At 65.5% G+C, this 16464-nt stretch carries 19 protein-coding genes; 7 read left to right on the top strand and 12 right to left on the bottom strand.

Features of this window, described 5'->3' with window-relative positions; genetic code table 11:
- Positions 1-11: 11 nt before the first annotated feature.
- Positions 12-440 (bottom strand): hypothetical protein, encoded by a 429-nt coding sequence (locus XM53_RS02630; protein WP_144435425.1) that lies wholly within the window; start codon positions 438-440, stop codon positions 12-14.
- Positions 441-443: 3 nt separating this feature from the next.
- Positions 444-1430, bottom strand: coding sequence for a cobaltochelatase subunit CobS (gene cobS, locus XM53_RS02625; protein WP_057789947.1), 987 nt, complete (start codon positions 1428-1430; stop codon positions 444-446).
- A gap of 141 nt (positions 1431-1571) precedes the next feature.
- On the opposite strand from cobS, the gene XM53_RS02620 reads away from it, so the two are divergent.
- The 4 genes from XM53_RS02620 (at position 1572) to msrB (ending at position 4019) form a co-directional block, all read left to right on the top strand.
- Positions 1572-2120, top strand: a complete 549-nt coding sequence (locus XM53_RS02620) for a sigma-70 family RNA polymerase sigma factor (RefSeq protein WP_057789945.1) — start codon at positions 1572-1574, stop codon at positions 2118-2120.
- Positions 2117-2812, top strand: coding sequence for an anti-sigma factor (locus XM53_RS02615; protein WP_057789943.1), 696 nt, complete (start codon positions 2117-2119; stop codon positions 2810-2812). Before XM53_RS02620 ends, XM53_RS02615 begins: the two co-directional genes overlap by 4 nt.
- A 106-nt stretch (positions 2813-2918) precedes the next feature.
- The gene (locus tag XM53_RS02610; RefSeq protein WP_057789941.1) at positions 2919-3473 is read left to right on the top strand and encodes a fasciclin domain-containing protein; all 555 of its coding nucleotides are present in this window, start codon (positions 2919-2921) and stop codon (positions 3471-3473) included.
- Between the two features lie 75 nt (positions 3474-3548).
- Positions 3549-4019 (top strand): peptide-methionine (R)-S-oxide reductase MsrB, encoded by a 471-nt coding sequence (msrB, locus tag XM53_RS02605; RefSeq protein ID WP_057789940.1) that lies wholly within the window; start codon positions 3549-3551, stop codon positions 4017-4019.
- A 79-nt stretch (positions 4020-4098) separates the two neighbouring features.
- On the opposite strand, the gene XM53_RS02600 is transcribed toward msrB, so the two are convergent.
- The 5 genes from XM53_RS02600 to moaA all read right to left on the bottom strand — a co-directional run bounded on the left by XM53_RS02600 (position 4099) and on the right by moaA (position 8691).
- Positions 4099-4722, bottom strand: a complete 624-nt coding sequence (locus XM53_RS02600; RefSeq protein ID WP_057789938.1) for a J domain-containing protein — start codon at positions 4720-4722, stop codon at positions 4099-4101.
- A gap of 106 nt (positions 4723-4828) precedes the next feature.
- Positions 4829-5242: a DUF4177 domain-containing protein gene (locus tag XM53_RS23525; protein WP_201455366.1), complete on the bottom strand. Its 414-nt coding sequence runs from the start codon at positions 5240-5242 to the stop codon at positions 4829-4831.
- Positions 5243-5321: 79 nt separating this feature from the next.
- Complete coding sequence (locus XM53_RS02590; protein ID WP_057789936.1) at positions 5322-6362, bottom strand: glycosyltransferase family 4 protein; 1041 nt, start codon at positions 6360-6362, stop codon at positions 5322-5324.
- Between the two features lie 35 nt (positions 6363-6397).
- On the bottom strand, positions 6398-7684 hold the full coding sequence (locus XM53_RS02585) for a 3-deoxy-D-manno-octulosonic acid transferase (protein ID WP_057789934.1): 1287 nt from the start codon (positions 7682-7684) through the stop codon (positions 6398-6400).
- Positions 7684-8691 (bottom strand): GTP 3',8-cyclase MoaA, encoded by a 1008-nt coding sequence (moaA, locus tag XM53_RS02580; RefSeq protein WP_057790329.1) that lies wholly within the window; start codon positions 8689-8691, stop codon positions 7684-7686. Before moaA ends, XM53_RS02585 begins: the two co-directional genes overlap by 1 nt.
- Before the next feature lie 86 nt (positions 8692-8777).
- On the opposite strand from moaA, the gene XM53_RS02575 reads away from it, so the two are divergent.
- A complete protein-coding gene (locus XM53_RS02575; RefSeq protein ID WP_082630684.1) occupies positions 8778-9275 on the top strand; it encodes a hypothetical protein in 498 nt (165 codons plus the stop codon).
- Between the two features lie 2 nt (positions 9276-9277).
- Here XM53_RS02575 and XM53_RS02570 read toward each other — a convergent pair whose 3' ends face one another.
- The 3 genes from XM53_RS02570 to glmU are packed head-to-tail and all read right to left on the bottom strand — an operon-like array spanning position 9278 to position 13127.
- Positions 9278-9952, bottom strand: a complete 675-nt coding sequence (locus tag XM53_RS02570; protein WP_057789932.1) for a DNA alkylation repair protein — start codon at positions 9950-9952, stop codon at positions 9278-9280.
- Positions 9949-11772: a glutamine--fructose-6-phosphate transaminase (isomerizing) gene (glmS, locus tag XM53_RS02565; RefSeq protein WP_057789930.1), complete on the bottom strand. Its 1824-nt coding sequence runs from the start codon at positions 11770-11772 to the stop codon at positions 9949-9951. The genes XM53_RS02570 and glmS overlap by 4 nt, the downstream gene beginning before the upstream one ends.
- On the bottom strand, positions 11772-13127 hold the full coding sequence (glmU, locus tag XM53_RS02560) for a bifunctional UDP-N-acetylglucosamine diphosphorylase/glucosamine-1-phosphate N-acetyltransferase GlmU (protein ID WP_057789929.1): 1356 nt from the start codon (positions 13125-13127) through the stop codon (positions 11772-11774). The genes glmS and glmU overlap by 1 nt, the downstream gene beginning before the upstream one ends.
- A gap of 158 nt (positions 13128-13285) precedes the next feature.
- Between glmU and XM53_RS02555 the strand changes: the two genes are divergently transcribed.
- Complete coding sequence (locus XM53_RS02555; protein ID WP_057790324.1) at positions 13286-13951, top strand: HAD-IA family hydrolase; 666 nt, start codon at positions 13286-13288, stop codon at positions 13949-13951.
- A gap of 85 nt (positions 13952-14036) precedes the next feature.
- Positions 14037-15236: a DegT/DnrJ/EryC1/StrS family aminotransferase gene (locus tag XM53_RS02550; protein WP_057789927.1), complete on the top strand. Its 1200-nt coding sequence runs from the start codon at positions 14037-14039 to the stop codon at positions 15234-15236.
- 227 nt (positions 15237-15463) lie between these two features.
- Here the strand turns inward: XM53_RS02550 and XM53_RS02545 are convergent, their stop codons facing one another.
- Together XM53_RS02545 and XM53_RS02540 are read right to left on the bottom strand one after the other, a co-directional pair.
- Positions 15464-15943 (bottom strand): CreA family protein, encoded by a 480-nt coding sequence (locus XM53_RS02545; RefSeq protein WP_057789925.1) that lies wholly within the window; start codon positions 15941-15943, stop codon positions 15464-15466.
- Positions 15943-16413 carry a pyridoxamine 5'-phosphate oxidase family protein gene (locus XM53_RS02540; RefSeq protein ID WP_057789923.1) on the bottom strand — a complete coding sequence of 157 codons (471 nt, stop codon included), beginning with the start codon at positions 16411-16413 and terminating at the stop codon, positions 15943-15945. The genes XM53_RS02545 and XM53_RS02540 overlap by 1 nt, the downstream gene beginning before the upstream one ends.
- Positions 16414-16464 lie beyond the last annotated feature (51 nt).

Below are 16464 nucleotides of genomic sequence, written 5' to 3'. Positions count from 1 at the left end.
ACTGAGACCTCTCAGGAGGGATCGGACCCAAACCGGGTCAGACACGTCTCCTTGTCACTTTGGTACAGGGGTTTGTGCGATACAAGCGACGGCACCTCGATGCTGCCGAACGCGTCCAGGTAGGCTTGCTCATAACTTTCCATGTCGTCGAGGCGTTGAGCGGCCTCGGTAAGCGGCCTGTAAAAGTCCGCGTCGTCGATCCAGTCGAATTCCGTGCCGCGCGCTCGGTCGCGACCATGCACCGGGTTGGAGCGCAAAATCTGGCGGTAGATCCGAACCGCGTTCAGAAAGCCGTGACAGCGCGCTGTCACGAAATCGGGTTCCGATACGAGCCTTTCCGAAATGGGAAAGAACGACTGTTCCTGATCCAAAGCCTTGCCCGGTGCCGGGGATAAAGCCGCAAGTGCGGAGAAGCCCAGGATCACGGCGAAACCTTTCACGGATCACCCCAGGCTGACGCTTGCCGCACTCTCGGGCAGTTCCTCGTCGAAGCAGCGCTGGTAGAATTCGGCGACGGTCTGACGCTCCAGCTCGTCGCATTTGTTCAGGAAGGTCAGGCGGAAGGCATAGCCCACGTCGCGGAAGATGCGGCTGTTCTGAGCCCAGTTGATCACCGTCCGGGGGCTCATGACCGTCGAGAGGTCGCCGTTCATGAAGGCCGTGCGGGTGAGGTCGGCGACGGTGACCATCTGGCTGATCGTCTTGCGCCCGGCTTCGGTGTTCATCTGGGGGGTCTTGGCGATGACGATGGCGGTCTCGGCGTCGTGGCTGAGGTAGTTCAGCGTGGCCACGAGCGACCAGCGGTCCATCTGCGCCTGGTTGATCTGCTGCACGCCATGATAAAGCCCGGTCGTGTCGCCCAGGCCCACGGTGTTGGCCGTGGCGAAGAGGCGGAAGCAGGGGTGGGGCGTGATGATCTCGTTCTGGTCCAGCAGGGTCAGCTTGCCGTCATGTTCCAGCACACGCTGGATGACGAACATCACGTCGGCGCGGCCCGCGTCGTATTCGTCGAAGACGATGGCGACGGGGTTGCGCAGGGCCCAGGGCAGGATGCCTTCGTGGAACTCGGTCACCTGCACGCCCTCGCGCAGCTTGATCGCGTCCTTGCCGATCAGGTCGATCCGGCTGATGTGGCTGTCGAGGTTGACGCGAACGGCGGGCCAGTTGAGGCGCGCGGCGACCTGTTCGATATGGGTCGACTTGCCGGTGCCGTGATAGCCCTGGATCATGACACGGCGATTGTGGGAAAACCCGGCGAGGATCGCCAGCGTCGTGTCGGGGTCGAACTTGTAGGTCGAATCGATGTCGGGCACGCGTTCGGTCTTGTCGGCGAAGCCCTTTATGACCATGTCGGTGTCGATCCCGAAAACATCGCGGACCGAAAGCTCCTCGGTCGGTTTCATGTCGTGATCCATGTTCCCGTCGGCCATCTGGCGTGTCCTTCAATCATCGTCTTTTCGTTCGCCCTTCCGTGCAACATATCGCCGGGAAGGGCAAGGGAAAGGGAAAGAATTACTGGCCCTCGCCTTGCGCCTGCCCTAGGTTTCGATTTCGAAAGGAATGCGCGTTCCATGAAAGACCTCGACGCACTCGAACACATGATCGGTCGATGCGCCCTGAAGGACAGGGCCGCGTTTTCCGAACTTTATTCCGCGACCTCGGCGAAACTATTCGGCGTGATCCTGCGTGTGTTGAACAACCGCGCCGAGGCCGAGGAGGTGTTGCAGGAGGTCTATGTGAAGATCTGGCGCAACGCCGACCGGTACAGCACGGGCGGGTTCAGCCCCATGACATGGCTGATCACGATCGCGCGGAACGCAGCCATCGACATGCTGCGCAAGCGCAAGGGGGCGGGCGAGCAGATGCCGGAGGGACTGGCCGAAGCGATGCCCGATGCCGCACCGGGGCCGGAGGCGCAGGCCGTTCAGGCCTCGGAGCGGGAAAAGTTGGACGGGTGCTTCGACGAGCTTGAAGCCGACCGCGCGGACGCCGTGCGGGGGGCTTACCTTGACGGAGAGACCTATGCCGACCTGGCGGCGCGGTTTGACGTGCCGCTGAACACGATGCGAACCTGGCTGCGCCGCAGCCTGCTGAAACTGAGGGAGTGCCTGTCGCGATGAGCGAGGTGCCGGAAAAAGACGACGACGTGGTCCTGGCGGGTGAATACGCGCTTGGCCTGCTGTCGGCTGCGGAGGCTGCTGCCTTCGAGGCGCGTCTTGGCGCCGAGCCCGAATTGCGGGCGCTCTACGCTCAATGGGCCGAGGATTTTGCCGTTCTGGCCGAAGACATTCCCGAAGAGGCCCCGCCGGCGCGCGTGAAGGCAGCCTTGGATCGGCGCTTGTTTGCAGGGGAGCGCCCCGCGCGGCGCGGCCTGTTCGAGCGGTTCGGTCTTGCGGGGCTGGCGGCGGCGGCGCTGGTCGCAGGTCTGTTCTTCGTTGTGGATGTGCCCGGGACGGGCGTGCAGCCGCCCGAGAATCCGGTTTATCACGCTGATCTTCGGGCCAGCGGCGAGGAAGACATCATTCTGGCGGCGGGCTATGACGCGACCACCCAGGAGATGTATGTCGAGCGGCGCGGGATGCAGGACCGGCCCGGGCGCGATATCGAGATGTGGCTGATCGCCGGGGACAATCCGCCGGTGTCGCTGGGCGTGCTGCCGGAAAACGAGCGGCTGCGCCTGCCGATGACGCAAGAGCAGATCGCGGTATTGCAAGGCGCGACGCTGGCGATTTCGGACGAACCCGAAGGCGGTTCGCCCACGGGCGCGCCGACCGGCGATATCCTGGCCACCGGTCCGCTTGAAGACGTCTGAGACATTTTCGAAAATTAGCTGAAACTTTCGGCGCGCGTCTCCCGTGGCTGCGTATGAGTTGGGCAACAAAGCCTTGCTTGTGTGTATTAAGTTAGGGAGTAGAATTATGTTTAACCTGAAATCCATGACCGCCGCCGCGGCAATCGCAGCCACTGCGAGCGTTGCCTATGCCGACAATCCGATGGTCGGTGGCGCGGAGATGTTTGCCGACAAGAACATCGTCGAAAATGCCGTGAACTCGGCCGATCACACGACGCTGGTGACCGCCGTCAAGGCAGCGGGCCTTGTCGACACGCTGTCGAGCGAAGGTCCGTTCACGGTGTTCGCGCCGACCAACGCCGCCTTTGGCGAACTGCGCGAAGGCGCGGTCGAGGCGCTGCTGCAACCGGCGGCCAAGAAACAGCTGACCGAGATCCTGACCTGTCACGTGGTGTCGGCCGACGCGATGTCGACGGCGATCAAGGGCATGGTCGACGATGACGGCGGCGCGCATATGGTGCCGACCGTGGGCGGCTGTATGCTGAAAGCCACCTACCAGGGCAACAAGATCATGCTGGAAGACGAGCGTGGCCGCGTGGCGAACGTGACCATTGCCGATGTCGAGCAGTCCAACGGCGTGATCCACGTGATCGACACCGTGATGCTGCCGGCCAAGCAGTAACATCCTCGATAGCTGCGGAACGGGGGGCAAGCGCCCCCCGTTTCTTCCTGGAATGACAAACGCAGGAGGCTGAAAATGCAACGACGCACATTCATACTGTCCGCCCTGTCAGGGGGCACCGTACTGACGGCGCTGCCGGGAGTTGCCGCGCAGGGGTCTTTCGAGGTGACACGCACAAAGGCGGAATGGCGCGAGATGCTGACCGATCTGGAATACGAGGTGATGCGCGAGGAGGGCACCGAGCGCGCCTATAGCAGCCCCCTGCACGATCTTTACAAGCCGGGGACGTATCACTGTCGCGGCTGTGACCTGCCGCTTTATTCTTCCGAGACCAAGTATGACAGCAAGACCGGCTGGCCCAGCTTCTGGAAGGCGATGGACGATGCCATCGGCACCAAGCCGGATCATTCGCTGTTCGCGACGCGGACCGAATGCCATTGCCGCCGCTGCGGCAGCCATCTGGGGCACATTTTCGATGATGGGCCGCAGCCCACGGGCAAACGCCATTGCCTGAACGGTGTCAGCCTGACCTTCCGCGCCGCCTGAATTCCGGGTCCGATCGCGCACCGGGTGGTTTCAGGGCCCGGAACGGTACGAGTGACCCGGTGCGCTTTATGTCATAAGCCTACTTGAAGTTGCGGCTTTGTTTGATCTGGTCCCAGGCCCAGACGACCTGTTGCAACTGTTCTTCCTGGCTGCGATCGCCGCCGTTGATGTCGGGGTGCAGCACCTTGATCAGCGCCTTGTAGGCCTTGCGGATCTCGGCCTTTGAGGCGTGTTCGCTGGCTTCCAGAATTTCGATCGCGCGGCGTTCGGTGGGCGGAAGCTTGCGCTGGCCGCCACGGTTCTTGCCGGGGTTCTGGGTGGCATTGCCGCCCAGCACCTGGTGCGGATCCTCGATGCCCAGGCGGGCCCAGGCGCGCGCCTCGGGATCGTTGAACGCCTTGGTCTTGCGCTCCCACACCTTGTCCGAGGACATCTGGGCGTTCATCTCGGCCTCGGTGGTGCCGTCGAAGAAGTTCCACTTGGTGTTGTACTCGCGCACGTGCTCCTGGCAGAACCAGTAGTAATCGTCGAGCACATCCGGCGCCTTGGGCGCGCGGTAGACGCCCGGCTTGTCGCACCCCTCCTTGTCGCAGATGCGGGTCGAGGTTTCGGATGCCCCGGACATGCCCCGCCGACCGCGCGGATTCTTCTTTTTCGCCGACGAAACGGACATGTCGAAACCAAACGGATCGGATTTAGCCATTGGCATTCCCTTTGCGACTCGAGGCCAAGAGTTTATGTGATTGCGCGGCAAATTGAAGAGCAAAGATCGGGAAAAAACCGCGCGGTCCCGAACTTCTTTTCAAGGGTCAGTCCCGGGGCGGCAGATCGGGGCGCGGCGTGTCGTCGCCGTCCGCGTCGTCGGCTCCGCCTTCCGGTGTATCGTCTTGGGGTTCCTCGATTTTCTCGGCCTCGGCGGCGGTTTCCAGTTCTTCCTCCTCGTGGTCGTCCCAGGGCATGGGCGGCGGGCTGTCGACGCCTTCCAGTTCCAGCGGGCGGCGGAAGACCAGCATGGAGCGATAGACCGTCTGCGACGAGGTCAGGCCCTGGCGTTCCTCGCTGGGCAGGATGTCGGCGCGCAGGTATTCCCAGCCCTCGATGGCCAGTTCGTTGATCACCGTCTCGAGCCCGTGGGCGAACCGGCCCTCTGCGCCCTTGACGCCCGGACCCTTGCGGCCCTTGGCGGGGGCGGGGATGACCTTGTACTCGTATTTCTGGATCACGGGGTGCACCTCTCAAAATTGGCAGGACATCGTAACGTCCTGAGGCTCGGGTGCAACATCAAAGCGCAGCGGCAAGCGGTCACGCGCCGGACCAAAGATCCTCGTAGACCTGGGCAATCGTTTCGGCTTCTCGTGACACGCTGAAATGGGTGCAGGCGATATCGCGAGCTGATTGCGACATGGCGGCGTGGCGGTCCGGGTCCGACAGGATGGAAGCGAGCGCATCGGCGGCATCGCCCGGGTCGTCGGGGACGATAAGGCCGGTTTCGCCCTGGCTGGAAAAGCTGCGGTAATAGCCCGTGTCGGTGGCCACGAAGGGTACGCCCGAGGCCATACCTTCGAGCGGGGTCATGCCGTAGCCTTCGTAGCGGGGCAGCTGCACCACGGCAGAGAGCGACCGGGTGAGGGCGGGAAGGGCGTCGGGCGCGACCTCGCCGGGGAAAAGGATGCGGTCGGTCATGCCTGCGGCGGCGATCTGTTCCTTGAGCTTGTCGAGGAAGGGCTGGTCGGACTTGGCGGCGCGTCCGATGACGAGGGCGGTCAGGCCCGGCTGTTGCGGCAGAAGGCGCAGCATGGCGGCGACGAAGCGGTCGGTGCCTTTCTCGGGGCGGATGCGGCCGATGGTGGCCACGCCATGGGTGCCGGGATAGCCGGTGGCGGCCCAGGCGGCGGCGCGGTCCGGCGCGGGCGTGAAGCGGTCGGTGTCGACGCCGTGGGGGGCGACGGCGCGCACGTGCGGGACGAAGCCGGCGGCGGCCTCGGTCGTGGCGATGACGGCATCCATGCGCGAGATCAGCCAGCGGGGAAAGGCCGAGTGCCGCCGGATCGCGGCGGAGGTGAAGACGATGCGGATGGGCCGGCGCAGCACGTCGCGCACCCAGAGGGCGGCGCGCATTTCGGGGTTGCGGCGGACGTGCCAGATGGTGAAGGGGCGGCTATGTGGCGCGGTTTTCGACAGGGTGGCGGCCTGGGCCTTGGTAATTGGTGCGGGGCAGCCGGGCAGGGGGTGGCCTGCAAGCGCGAGGTCGTATTGGTCGACCTGGAATCGGACCACGCTGGCGGCGGTCGAGGAGACGCCGGTGAAGTTGCGGTTGAAATTGGTGACGATGAGGTCCGGCACGCGGGTCGGCTTTCCTTGAGGCTCGGGGTTAGGTGCTAGCGCAGGCCGAGCGCCTTGGAAAGGGTGGTGGCGAAGTCTTCGAGCGCGCCCCCTTGGGTGGCGGCGAAGGCGCGGGTGCGGTCGCGGAGCGCATCCAGTGCGGCCGGGTCGTCGAGATAGGTGGTCAGCTTGGCGCTGAGATCGTCGGCATCGGCGACCTCGACACAGGCGTTTGCGGCCTGCATCTGGGCATAGGCCTCGGCGAAGTTGGCATAGTGTGGCCCGTGCAGCACGGCGGAGCCGGCATGGGCGGGCTCGAACGGGTTGTGGCCGCCGACGTCGGAAAAACTGCCGCAGACGCAGGTGAGCGGGCTGAGGGCGTACCACAGGCCCATCTCGCCCAAAGTGTCGGCGAGGTAGACGCGGGTCTGCCCGGTGATGGTCATGCCGGTGGAGCGGCGGGCGCCCTCGAACCGGTGCTCGGCAATCCGGCGCTCGATATCGTGGGCGCGTTCTGGGTGGCGCGGGACCAGGATCAGCAGCGCATCGGCATTGCCGCCGGTCATGGCGCGGTGGGCCCTGAGCACCACCTCGTCCTCGCCCGGATGCGTGGAGGCGGCAAGCCAGACGGGACGCCCGGCGATGAGACCCTGCATCCGGTGAAGCTCGTTCCGGTCGAAGGGGAGGGGGCCGGCGACGGATTTTAGGTTGAGGCCCGGTTCGGCCTGCGCGAGGCCGAGGTCGCGAAGGTGGTGCGCGGTGCGGTCGTCCTGGCAATGAATCAGGCGGAAATGGTCCATGAGGTATCGCGCGGTGCGGGGGAAGCGTTTCCAGTTGCGGGCGGATGCGTCGGAGATGCGCGCGTTGACCAGGGCCAGCGGGACGCCCGCGGCTTGGGTGAGGCGCAGCATCTGGGGCCACAGCTCGCTTTCCACGAAAACTGCAGCCGAGGGGCACCAGTGATCGAGGAAGCGCAGGACCACGCGGTGAGAATCCAGCGGCGCGAACTGGTGCGTGGTGCGCGGCGGGAGGCGCTTGCCGACGATCTGGGCCGAGGTGGCGGTGCCGGAGGTTATGAGGAACGACAGGTCTGGATGCGTATCGCCCAGATGTTCGATCAGGCGCAGGACCGACAGGCTTTCGCCCACGGACGCGGCGTGAAACCACAAAAGGTCGCCATGCGGGCGCGGCGCGGTGGAGTGGCCCTGCCGCTCGGGCAGGCGGTTTGCGGGAATACCCTGGCGGGAGAGGTTTTCCGAGACGCGTTTATAGGCCAGCCGCTCAAGCAGATTGGCCGCCACGCCGTAAAGACGCACGGGCAGGGGCGCCGGATTGCGGGGCATCAGCCGCCGGTGTGGCTCATGTGGCGGGACATGCGCCCGTCCACTGTCTGACGGGAATAGTCGAAGTCGTGGCCCTTGGGCTTGCGGGTGATGGCCTCGCGGATTGCGGCCTCGAGCGGGGCGTCATCGTTCGGCGTGTTGCGCAGGGGCGCGCGAAGGTCGGCCATGTCTTCCTGGCCGAGGCACATGTAAAGCTCGCCGGTGCAGGTCAGGCGCACGCGGTTGCAGCTTTCGCAGAAATTATGGGTGAGCGGCGTGATGAAGCCTATCTTCTGCCCGGTTTCTTCCAGCCGCACGTAACGGGCGGGGCCGCCGGTGCGCTCGGTCAGTTCGGTCAGGGTGTATTCTTCGGCCAGCGTCCGGCGCAGGTCGGACAGTTTCCAATACTGGTCCAGCCGGTCCTCGTTGCCGATATCGCCCATCGGCATGACCTCGATGAAGGTCAGGTCCATGTCGCGGGATTTGCACCATTCGACGATGTCGAAGAGTTCGTCCTCGTTGAAGCCCTTGAGGGCGACGACGTTGATCTTGATGCGCAGGCCTGCGGCTTGGGCGGCATCAATCCCCTTGAGCACCTGCGGCAGGCGGCCCCAACGGGTGATGTCGGCGAATTTTGTCTCATCGAGCGTGTCGAGCGACACGTTCACGCGGCGCACGCCCGCAGCATAGAGATCTTGGCTGAACCGGGCGAGTTGCGAGCCGTTGGTGGTGAGCGTCAGTTCCTTGAGGTCGCCGCTGTCCAGATGCCGCTTCATGCCGTGGAAGAAATGCATGATGTTGCGCCGCACCAGCGGTTCGCCGCCGGTGATCCGCAGCTTTTCGACGCCCAGGCGCACGAAGGTCGAACACATGCGGTCCAGTTCTTCCAGCGTCAGCAATTCCTTCTTGGGCAGGAAGGTCATGTTCTCCGACATGCAGTAGACGCAGCGAAAGTCGCAGCGGTCGGTGACGGAGACGCGCAGATAGGAAATGGCGCGCTGGAACGGGTCTATAAGTGGTGCGGTCATGGGGCAGAACGTATGCAACCCGCCGATAAACGGCAAGGGGCATCTTGGCAATTGAAGCCCGGGCGCGGGGGCCATAAGGTGAGCATATGAAACGATTTGTATGCCTTGTTGCCTTTGCCGCCGGCCTGTCGGGCTGTGATGTGTTGCCCACCATGCAGCGTCAGGCGCCGCCGTCCGAGCCTGCGCCTGAAAGCGCTGACGCCGAGGCGGAGGTGCAGACCGCGGGCATCGCCCCGCCGGCCAATGCGCGGACGGTCGACGAGTTCGACACCACCACCGAGGAAGAGCGGACCGCGGCGGTCGAAGCGGCCCAGAGCGGCGGTGGCGACCGCGACCTCGGGATCACCGTCGCGTCGCTGGGGGCGGCATCGGATCCGGGTATCTGGATGAAGACGCCGCTGGTTTCGGCCCCTGGGAAGGGGCGGGTGGAGTACCCTGCGAAGGGCACGACCGTGGCGGTGGACCTTATCCCGCTGGACGCGGAGCCGGGATCGGGTAGCCAGCTGTCGCTGGCAGCGATGCGTCTTCTGGAGGCCGATCTGACGGGTTTGCCCGAAGTGCGGGTTTTCGCGACAGGCGGCTGATTCTACAGCAGTTTCTCGGCTTCCTTGCGGGCGAAGGGCTTCATATGACGGCCGTTTTCGGCCATGAAAGCGCGCACGCGGACCGGGTCATGTTTCGACAGGTCGCGCAGCCACCAGGCGACGGATTTCTGGATGAACCACTCGGTGTCCTGGACGTAACCGGCGGCCCAGCCCAACGCGCGTTCGCGGGCGGCGGCCTCAGTCGGTTTTAGGTTATTGAGCTTGGCCAGCGGCAGGGTCACGACCATGGCGGCGCGGCGGATCCAGTGGCTTTCGAACCTTGTCCAGATCTCGACCTCGTCCATGCGGGAAAGATCGGCCATCAGCCGCTTTTGTCCGGCCATCATGGCGTGGTCGGCGATGGCCCAACTGTCGAGATCGGGCAGCCACGAGGTGATCAGCGCCCAGATCGCATCGTCAGGCGTGATCCGGGCCTGGGTCAGCAGCTTGGCGGCGGCGAGGCGGGCCTCGAAGATGTTCGTGCGCCAAAGCGCGTCGGCCAGCGCCACCCGCTCCTCGACGGTGAGGGTGCGGCGCCAATCAGCGGTCAGGTCGTTGATGGCCGGGTTGGGCACGCCGAGATAGTCGCGCGGGACCTTGTGATAGTCGGCCATACCCTGCGCCCGGCCGGGTTCGGCGTGGGTGCGCAGTTGGTCGAGGGCGTCATCCAGCGTCATTCCACGGTCACGGACTTGGCGAGGTTGCGGGGCTGGTCCACGTCGGTGCCTTTGGCGACGGCGGTGTGGTAGGCCAGAAGCTGCGCGGGAATGGCGTAGAGGATGGGCGACAGGATCGGGTCAACTTGTGGCAGCGTCAGGGTCAACCACGTATCTTCGGAGGCGGCGGCGGCGCCGGGGGCGTCGGTGATCAGCATCACCTTGCCGCCGCGGGCCATGACTTCCTGCATGTTGGACACGGTCTTGTCGAAGAGGGCGTCGCGCGGGGCCATGACGATGACCGGCATCTTTTCGTCGATGAGCGCGATGGGGCCGTGCTTCAACTCGCCGGACGCATAGGCCTCGGCGTGGATATAGCTGATTTCCTTGAGCTTCAGCGCGCCTTCGAGGGCCAGCGGGTACATCATGCCGCGCCCGAGGAAGAGCGCGTTCTCGGCGCTCGACAGCTGGTAGGCGGCCTTGCGGAAGTCCTCGTTCAGTTCCAGCGTGTTGTTGATGGTCGAGGGCAGGCCGCGCAGGTGCGACAGCAGGTCCGACAGGCGCGCGGGATCTATCGCTTCACGATCGGACGCGGCCTTGAGCGCCATCAGCAAGAGCACGGTCAGCTGGCAGGTGAAGGCCTTGGTGGAGGCGACGCCGATCTCGACCCCGGCATGGATCGGCAGGGCGAGGTCGCTTTCGCGGGCGATGGAGCTTTCGGGGACGTTGACGATCGACAGGATCTTGGCCGCGCGGCCTTCGCAGTAGCGAAGGGCGGCCAACGTGTCGGCGGTTTCGCCCGACTGGCTGACGAAGATGGCGGCGGTCCTGGCGGGAACGGGGGGTTCGCGGTAGCGGAACTCGGACGCGATATCGACGTCGACGGGCAGGCCTGCCAGCTGCTCGAACCAGTATTTCGCAGTGAGGCAGGCGTAATAGGCCGTGCCGCAGGCGACCAGGGTCAGGCGGTCGTATTGCGTGAAATCCATTTCCGGCTGGGGCAGGGTCAGGCCGCCCCCGGCCGCGGACAGGTAGTGGCGCAGGGTGTCGCCGATCACGGCGGGCTGCTCGGCTATTTCCTTGGCCATGAAGTGCTTGTGCCCGCCCTTGTCGACATGGGTGCTGTCGATGGCGATCGTTCGGACGGCGCGGTTGGCGCGATTGCCGTGCGCGTCGATGATGTCGAGCGTGGTGCGGGTGACGATGGCGATGTCGCCCTCCTCGAGGTACGTGATCCGGTCGGTGAGCGGGGCGAGCGCGATGGCGTCGGAGCCCACATACATCTCGCCGTCGCCGTGGCCGATTGCCAGCGGGCTGCCCTTGCGGGCGGCGACGATCAGGTCGTCCTCGCCGTCGAACAGGAAACCCAGCGCATAGGCGCCTTCCAGCCGCGCGATGGCGGATTTGGCGGCCTCGACGGGGCTTTGGCCCTGCTCCATCAGGTGATGGACCAGCATGGCGACGGTTTCGGTATCGGTGTCGGTCTCGTGCGCCAGCCCGGCAGCGGCCAGTTCGCTGCGCAGATCGCGGAAATTCTCGATGATGCCGTTGTGGACCACGGCCACTGGTCCGGCCTTGTGCGGGTGGGCGTTGACGGTGTTGGGCGCGCCGTGGGTGGCCCAGCGGGTGTGGCCGATGCCCGACTTGCCGCGCAGGGGGTCGTGCACCAAGAGGTCCGACAGGTTGACCAGCTTGCCGACGGCGCGGCGGCGGTCGAGCCGCTTGTCGTTGATGGTGGCGATGCCGGCGCTGTCATAGCCGCGATATTCGAGGCGTTTGAGCGCCTCGACGAGGATGGGCGCGGCTTCGTGCTTGCCGAGGACCCCTACAATTCCACACATTATCCTGCCTCTTTCGCTTGCTTGGCCCGTCTGGACTTTAGGATTTCGAACAATTTGCGCGCCATGCCCGGTTTGTTGGCCTGCGGGCTGCGGGCGATGGCGAGCGCGCCCGCGGGCACGTCGCTGGTGATGACCGAGCCGGAGCCGGTCATCGACTCGTCGCCCAGTTTGACGGGCGCGACCAGCATGGTGTTGGAGCCAACAAAGACCCGCGCGCCGATCTCGGTGCGGTGCTTCATCACGCCGTCATAGTTGCAGGTGATGGTGCCCGCGCCGATATTGCTGGCCTCGCCCACCGACGCGTCGCCGATATAGCTGAGATGGTTGACCTTGGCGCCTTCGCCGATGAGGGCGTTCTTGATCTCGACGAAATTGCCGATGCGGGTGTCCTCGGCCAGTTCCGCGCCGGGGCGCAGACGGGCATAGGGGCCGACCACGGCGCCGCGCGAGACGTGGCAGCCTTCGAGATGGGAAAACGCCTTGATATGCGCGCCGGATTCGACGGTGACGCCGGGGCCGAAGACCACGTTCGGTTCCACGATAGTGTCGCGGCCCAGCACGGTGTCGTAGGCGAAATGCACGGTCTCGGGCGCGGTGAGCGTGACGCCGTCCTCAAGCGCCGTGGCGCGGGCGCGGGCCTGGAAGGCGGCCTCGGCCACGGCCAGTTCGGCGCGGGAGTTGATGCCCATGGTCTCGGCCTCGGGGCAGGCGATGGCGGTGGCCGAGAGGCCCCGGTCGCGGGCGATGGCGACGATGTCGGTCAGGTAGTATTCGCCCGCCGCGTTGTCGTTGGTGACCGCGCGGATGAGGTCGAAAAGGACGGGCGCGGAGGCGGCGATGACGCCGGAATTGCATAAGGTGATGGCACGGGTGGCGGCATCGGCATCCCTGAATTCGACAATCTTTTCAAGCGTGTCGCCGGACATGACCAGCCGGCCATAGCGGCCGGGATCGGCGGCCTCGAAGCCCAGCACGACGACGTCATGCTGCGCGCGAGCCGCGACCATGCGGTGCAGCGTGTCCTCGGAGATGAAGGGCGTGTCGCCGTAAAGGACTATGGCGTCGCCGTCATAGCCCGCGAGCGCGGTTTCGGCCTGTGCCACGGCGTGGCCGGTGCCGTCCTGCGTGGCCTGGTGGACGGTCAGGATTTCGGGATCGTGGTCCTGCGCCGCCGCCTGGACCGCCTGAGACCCGTGGCCGGTGACGACGACGGTGCGGTCGGGGGACAGGGCCGATCCGGCCCGCAGGGCATGGACCAGCATCGGCGCGCCGGCGATCTGGTGCAGCACCTTGGGCAGGTCCGAATTCATGCGGGTGCCCTGGCCCGCGGCCAGAACGATCAGGCTGATGCTCATGCGGTTTCTCTTTCCTTCCTGACGCGCCCGTTTTATCCGGTTGCGCAAGCCGTGCAAGGCTGGGCCGTATCAAAGATGATTGCGGGATGTGACAGGGGCGGGCGGAAAAACGCCCATCGTTGCAGGATGACAAGAGGGTTGGACGTATGAGTGATCGGCTGGGCACGGTGGTTTTCGACCTGGACGGGACGCTGGCGGATACCAGCGGCGACCTGATCGCCGCCGCCAATGCCTGTTTCCGGGGGATGGGCGAGGGCGATCTGCTGGATCCGGTGGCGGATGCCGGTACGGCGCTGCGCGGCGGGCGGGCGATGCTGACGCTTGGCATGACGCGGCTGGGCCGGGCGGATGATTTTGACGAGATCGACCGGCAATATCCAATCCTTTTAAAGGCTTACGGTGAGGCGATCGACACGCACACGGTGTTCTATCCCGGTGCGATGGACGCGGTGGAGACCCTGCGGCTGGCCGGGCATCCGGTGGCGATCTGCACTAACAAGCCGGAAAAGCTGGCGGTGCAGCTGATGAGCTCGCTGGGCGTGTTGGACCGGTTCGGCGCGCTGGTGGGGGCCGATACGCTGGCGGTGCGCAAGCCCGACCCCGAACCGTTGCGCGAGGTGGTGCGGCGGGTGGGGGGCGACCCGAGCCGCTGCCTGCTGGTGGGCGACACCGTGACGGACCGCGAAACGTCGCGCGCGGCGGGGGTGCCGTCGGTGCTGGTGACGTTCGGGCCGGGCGACGAGGACGTGCGGGCGCTTGAGCCGGAGGCGACGATCGACCATTTCGACGAGCTGCCCGGTGTGGTGCAGAGGCTTTTCGGCTGAAAGCCGGTTTCGGGAAAGCGAAATGCCGCTTTTGGACTGGCGCTTCGCGATTGACCTGCGCCGCGCAGGGCCGCAATAAAAGCCCATGAGCGAGATATTCACACGCAGTTTCACCCAGCAGGAGCCGATCCCCGAGGAGGGGATTCGCGCCGCGATGGAGGTGATGCAGAGCGGGCGCTTGCATCGCTATAACCTGTCGCCCAGCGAGGTGGGCGAAGTGGGCCTGCTGGAGCAGGAATTCGCGGCCTATACGGGCGCGACATACGCGCTGGCCGTCGCCTCTGGCGGCTATGCGATGGCCACCGCCTTGCGAGCGTTGGGGGTGCAGCCTGGCGAAAAAGTGTTAACGAATGCTTTCACCCTCGCGCCGGTGCCGGGGGCGATTGCCAGCGTCGGGGCCGTGCCGGTGTTCGTCGGCGTGACGGAAAGCCTGACCATCGACCTTGAAGACCTAGTTAACAAGGCGGGCGCGGCGCGCATCCTGATGCTGAGCCACATGCGCGGGCACCTGTGCGACATGGACCGGCTGGTAGAGATTGCGTGCGAGCACGGGCTGACCATCGTCGAGGATTGCGCCCACACGATGGGGGCGGCGTGGAACGGCGTGCCTTCGGGGCGGCATGGGCTGATCGGGTGCTATTCGACGCAGACCTACAAGCACATGAATTCGGGCGAAGGCGGCCTCTTGGTGACGGACGACCCGAGCGTCATGGCGAAGGCCGCGATGCTGTCGGGCTCCTACATGCTCTATGGCCGGCACGGGACGGTGCCGCCGGAGGCGGAATTCGAGAAGATCAAGTACGAGACGCCCAATATCTCGGGCCGGATGGACCACCTGCGCGCGGCGATTTTACGCCCGCAACTCAAGGCGTTGGACGCGCAATGTGCCAAGTGGAACGCGCGCTACCGGGTGGTCGAGGAGGGCCTGCGCGGCACGCCCGGCCTGAAGATCGTGGAGCGCCCGGAGGCGGAGACCTATGTGGGCTCGTCGATCCAGTTCCTGTTGCTGGACTGGAGCGACGGGGCCATCGCGGAGGTAGTGGCGCGGTGCGCCAAACGCGGCGTCGAGTTGAAGTGGTTCGGGGGGGCGGAGCCGGCGGGATTCACCAGCCGCTATGACAGCTGGCGCTATGCGCCGAGCGTGCCGATGCCCGAGAGCGACCGGGTGCTGAAGGGCATTCTGGACATGCGCCTGCCGCTGACCTTTACGCTGGAGGATTGCGCCCTGATCGCGCGGATCATCCGGGCGGAAGTGGGCGCGGTGCAGCAGGCCGCCGCGTCCTGAGGCGAGAAAGTTAACGGCGACTCGGGGCCTGAAAACCGCGTCGGTATCGCGTCGGTATTTTGGACTGTATGGCGTCGGTGCCAGTGTCAGACGGTTCAGATGAAGGCACCGCGCGGATCGTCCCGGACTGGCGGGCGGTCGGCGCGACGGCGGATGTCGCGCCTTGAGTATTTTTGGAACAGTGAAGGTGGGACCCGGGGGTGCTGGGCCGGGCGGCGGCTGCGGGCTCAGTCGGGCGCCGGATCGGGGCGGCTGTCGGTGGGAACCGGGACGGTGGAGATGGAAACCTTGGCCGAGCCTTGGGACAGCTCGCGCCCGTGCGAGATGTAGACCAGCGTGTGGCGGTCGGCGTCATAGATGCGTTTCACCCGCAGCGTCTTGAAGATGATCGAACGGCTGGCGCGAAACACGTCCTCGCCCTCCTCGGACCGGTCGATGTCACCGATGGTGATCGGGCCGGTTTGCTGGCATTCGATGGCGCTGTTGGAGGGGTCCTCGAACCAATTGCCATTCGCCAGCCGGTCGATCAGGCCGCGCTCGAAATAGGCCAGGTGGCAGGTGACGCCCTGAACGTTGGGATCCTCGATCGCCTCGACGATGATGTCGTTGCCGGCCCAGTCGACGCCGATCTCGCCCACCTGCTCGGCGCGGGCGGGCGAGATCAGGGGGACCGCCAGCAAGGCGGCCCCGAAAAGCGCGCGGCGCATCAGAATGCGACCGTGCCGTGGGTGCCCACGTCGGGCGTGTCGCCCGAAAGCGAGGCGCGGGCGAACTCGAACAGCGACTTGGCGTTGCCGTCGGTGGCCCAGACGGCGGCCTTTTTCGGACGCATACACACGAGGACGATGTCGTCGTCCTGGCGGCCATCCTCGAACCAGACGGCGGCCATGGGCGACCAGATCTCGTCAAGCTTGGCCTCGCTGGTCTCGACCGACAGCGCGCCGTCGATATCGGCGTAGAGATGCGCGCTGGGGCAGGCGGCAATGAATTTGCAGGCCTCGGCCTTGGCGGCGGCATCGGCGATATCGGTGCCCTTGGCGGTCACGAACCAGATGGCGTGGTCATCGGCGGTGATCGTGGGGGCCATCGGGCGCGGCGGGGCGCTGGACGAGGAGAGCATCCCGGCCTGAAGGTCGTCGAGGCGCTTCCACAGGGTTTCTTTCAGATCGTCGGACATCAGATGTCTCCTTTGCTAAACTGGGTGTCAGAGGGCCAACACGTGGTGCGT

Origin of the sequence: Roseovarius atlanticus, from assembly GCF_001441615.1 — a bacterium.
Taxonomy (GTDB): Bacteria; Pseudomonadota; Alphaproteobacteria; order Rhodobacterales; family Rhodobacteraceae; genus Roseovarius; species Roseovarius atlanticus.
The sequence above is the reverse complement of the archived record's forward strand: the minus strand, read 5'-3'. Positions and strand labels throughout refer to the sequence as shown.

Coding starts and splice junctions, on each gene's coding strand:
- cobS (WP_057789947.1), bottom strand. CDS start 1,430: ATGGCCGACGGGAACATGGATCACGACATGAAACCGACCGAGGAGCTT.
- XM53_RS02620 (WP_057789945.1), top strand. CDS start 1,572: ATGAAAGACCTCGACGCACTCGAACACATGATCGGTCGATGCGCCCTG.
- XM53_RS02615 (WP_057789943.1), top strand. CDS start 2,117: ATGAGCGAGGTGCCGGAAAAAGACGACGACGTGGTCCTGGCGGGTGAA.
- XM53_RS02610 (WP_057789941.1), top strand. CDS start 2,919: ATGTTTAACCTGAAATCCATGACCGCCGCCGCGGCAATCGCAGCCACT.
- msrB (WP_057789940.1), top strand. CDS start 3,549: ATGCAACGACGCACATTCATACTGTCCGCCCTGTCAGGGGGCACCGTA.
- XM53_RS02600 (WP_057789938.1), bottom strand. CDS start 4,722: ATGGCTAAATCCGATCCGTTTGGTTTCGACATGTCCGTTTCGTCGGCG.
- XM53_RS02585 (WP_057789934.1), bottom strand. CDS start 7,684: ATGCCCCGCAATCCGGCGCCCCTGCCCGTGCGTCTTTACGGCGTGGCG.
- moaA (WP_057790329.1), bottom strand. CDS start 8,691: ATGACCGCACCACTTATAGACCCGTTCCAGCGCGCCATTTCCTATCTG.
- XM53_RS02575 (WP_082630684.1), top strand. CDS start 8,778: ATGAAACGATTTGTATGCCTTGTTGCCTTTGCCGCCGGCCTGTCGGGC.
- XM53_RS02570 (WP_057789932.1), bottom strand. CDS start 9,952: ATGACGCTGGATGACGCCCTCGACCAACTGCGCACCCACGCCGAACCC.
- glmS (WP_057789930.1), bottom strand. CDS start 11,772: ATGTGTGGAATTGTAGGGGTCCTCGGCAAGCACGAAGCCGCGCCCATC.
- glmU (WP_057789929.1), bottom strand. CDS start 13,127: ATGAGCATCAGCCTGATCGTTCTGGCCGCGGGCCAGGGCACCCGCATG.
- XM53_RS02550 (WP_057789927.1), top strand. CDS start 14,037: ATGAGCGAGATATTCACACGCAGTTTCACCCAGCAGGAGCCGATCCCC.
- XM53_RS02545 (WP_057789925.1), bottom strand. CDS start 15,943: ATGCGCCGCGCGCTTTTCGGGGCCGCCTTGCTGGCGGTCCCCCTGATC.
- XM53_RS02540 (WP_057789923.1), bottom strand. CDS start 16,413: ATGTCCGACGATCTGAAAGAAACCCTGTGGAAGCGCCTCGACGACCTT.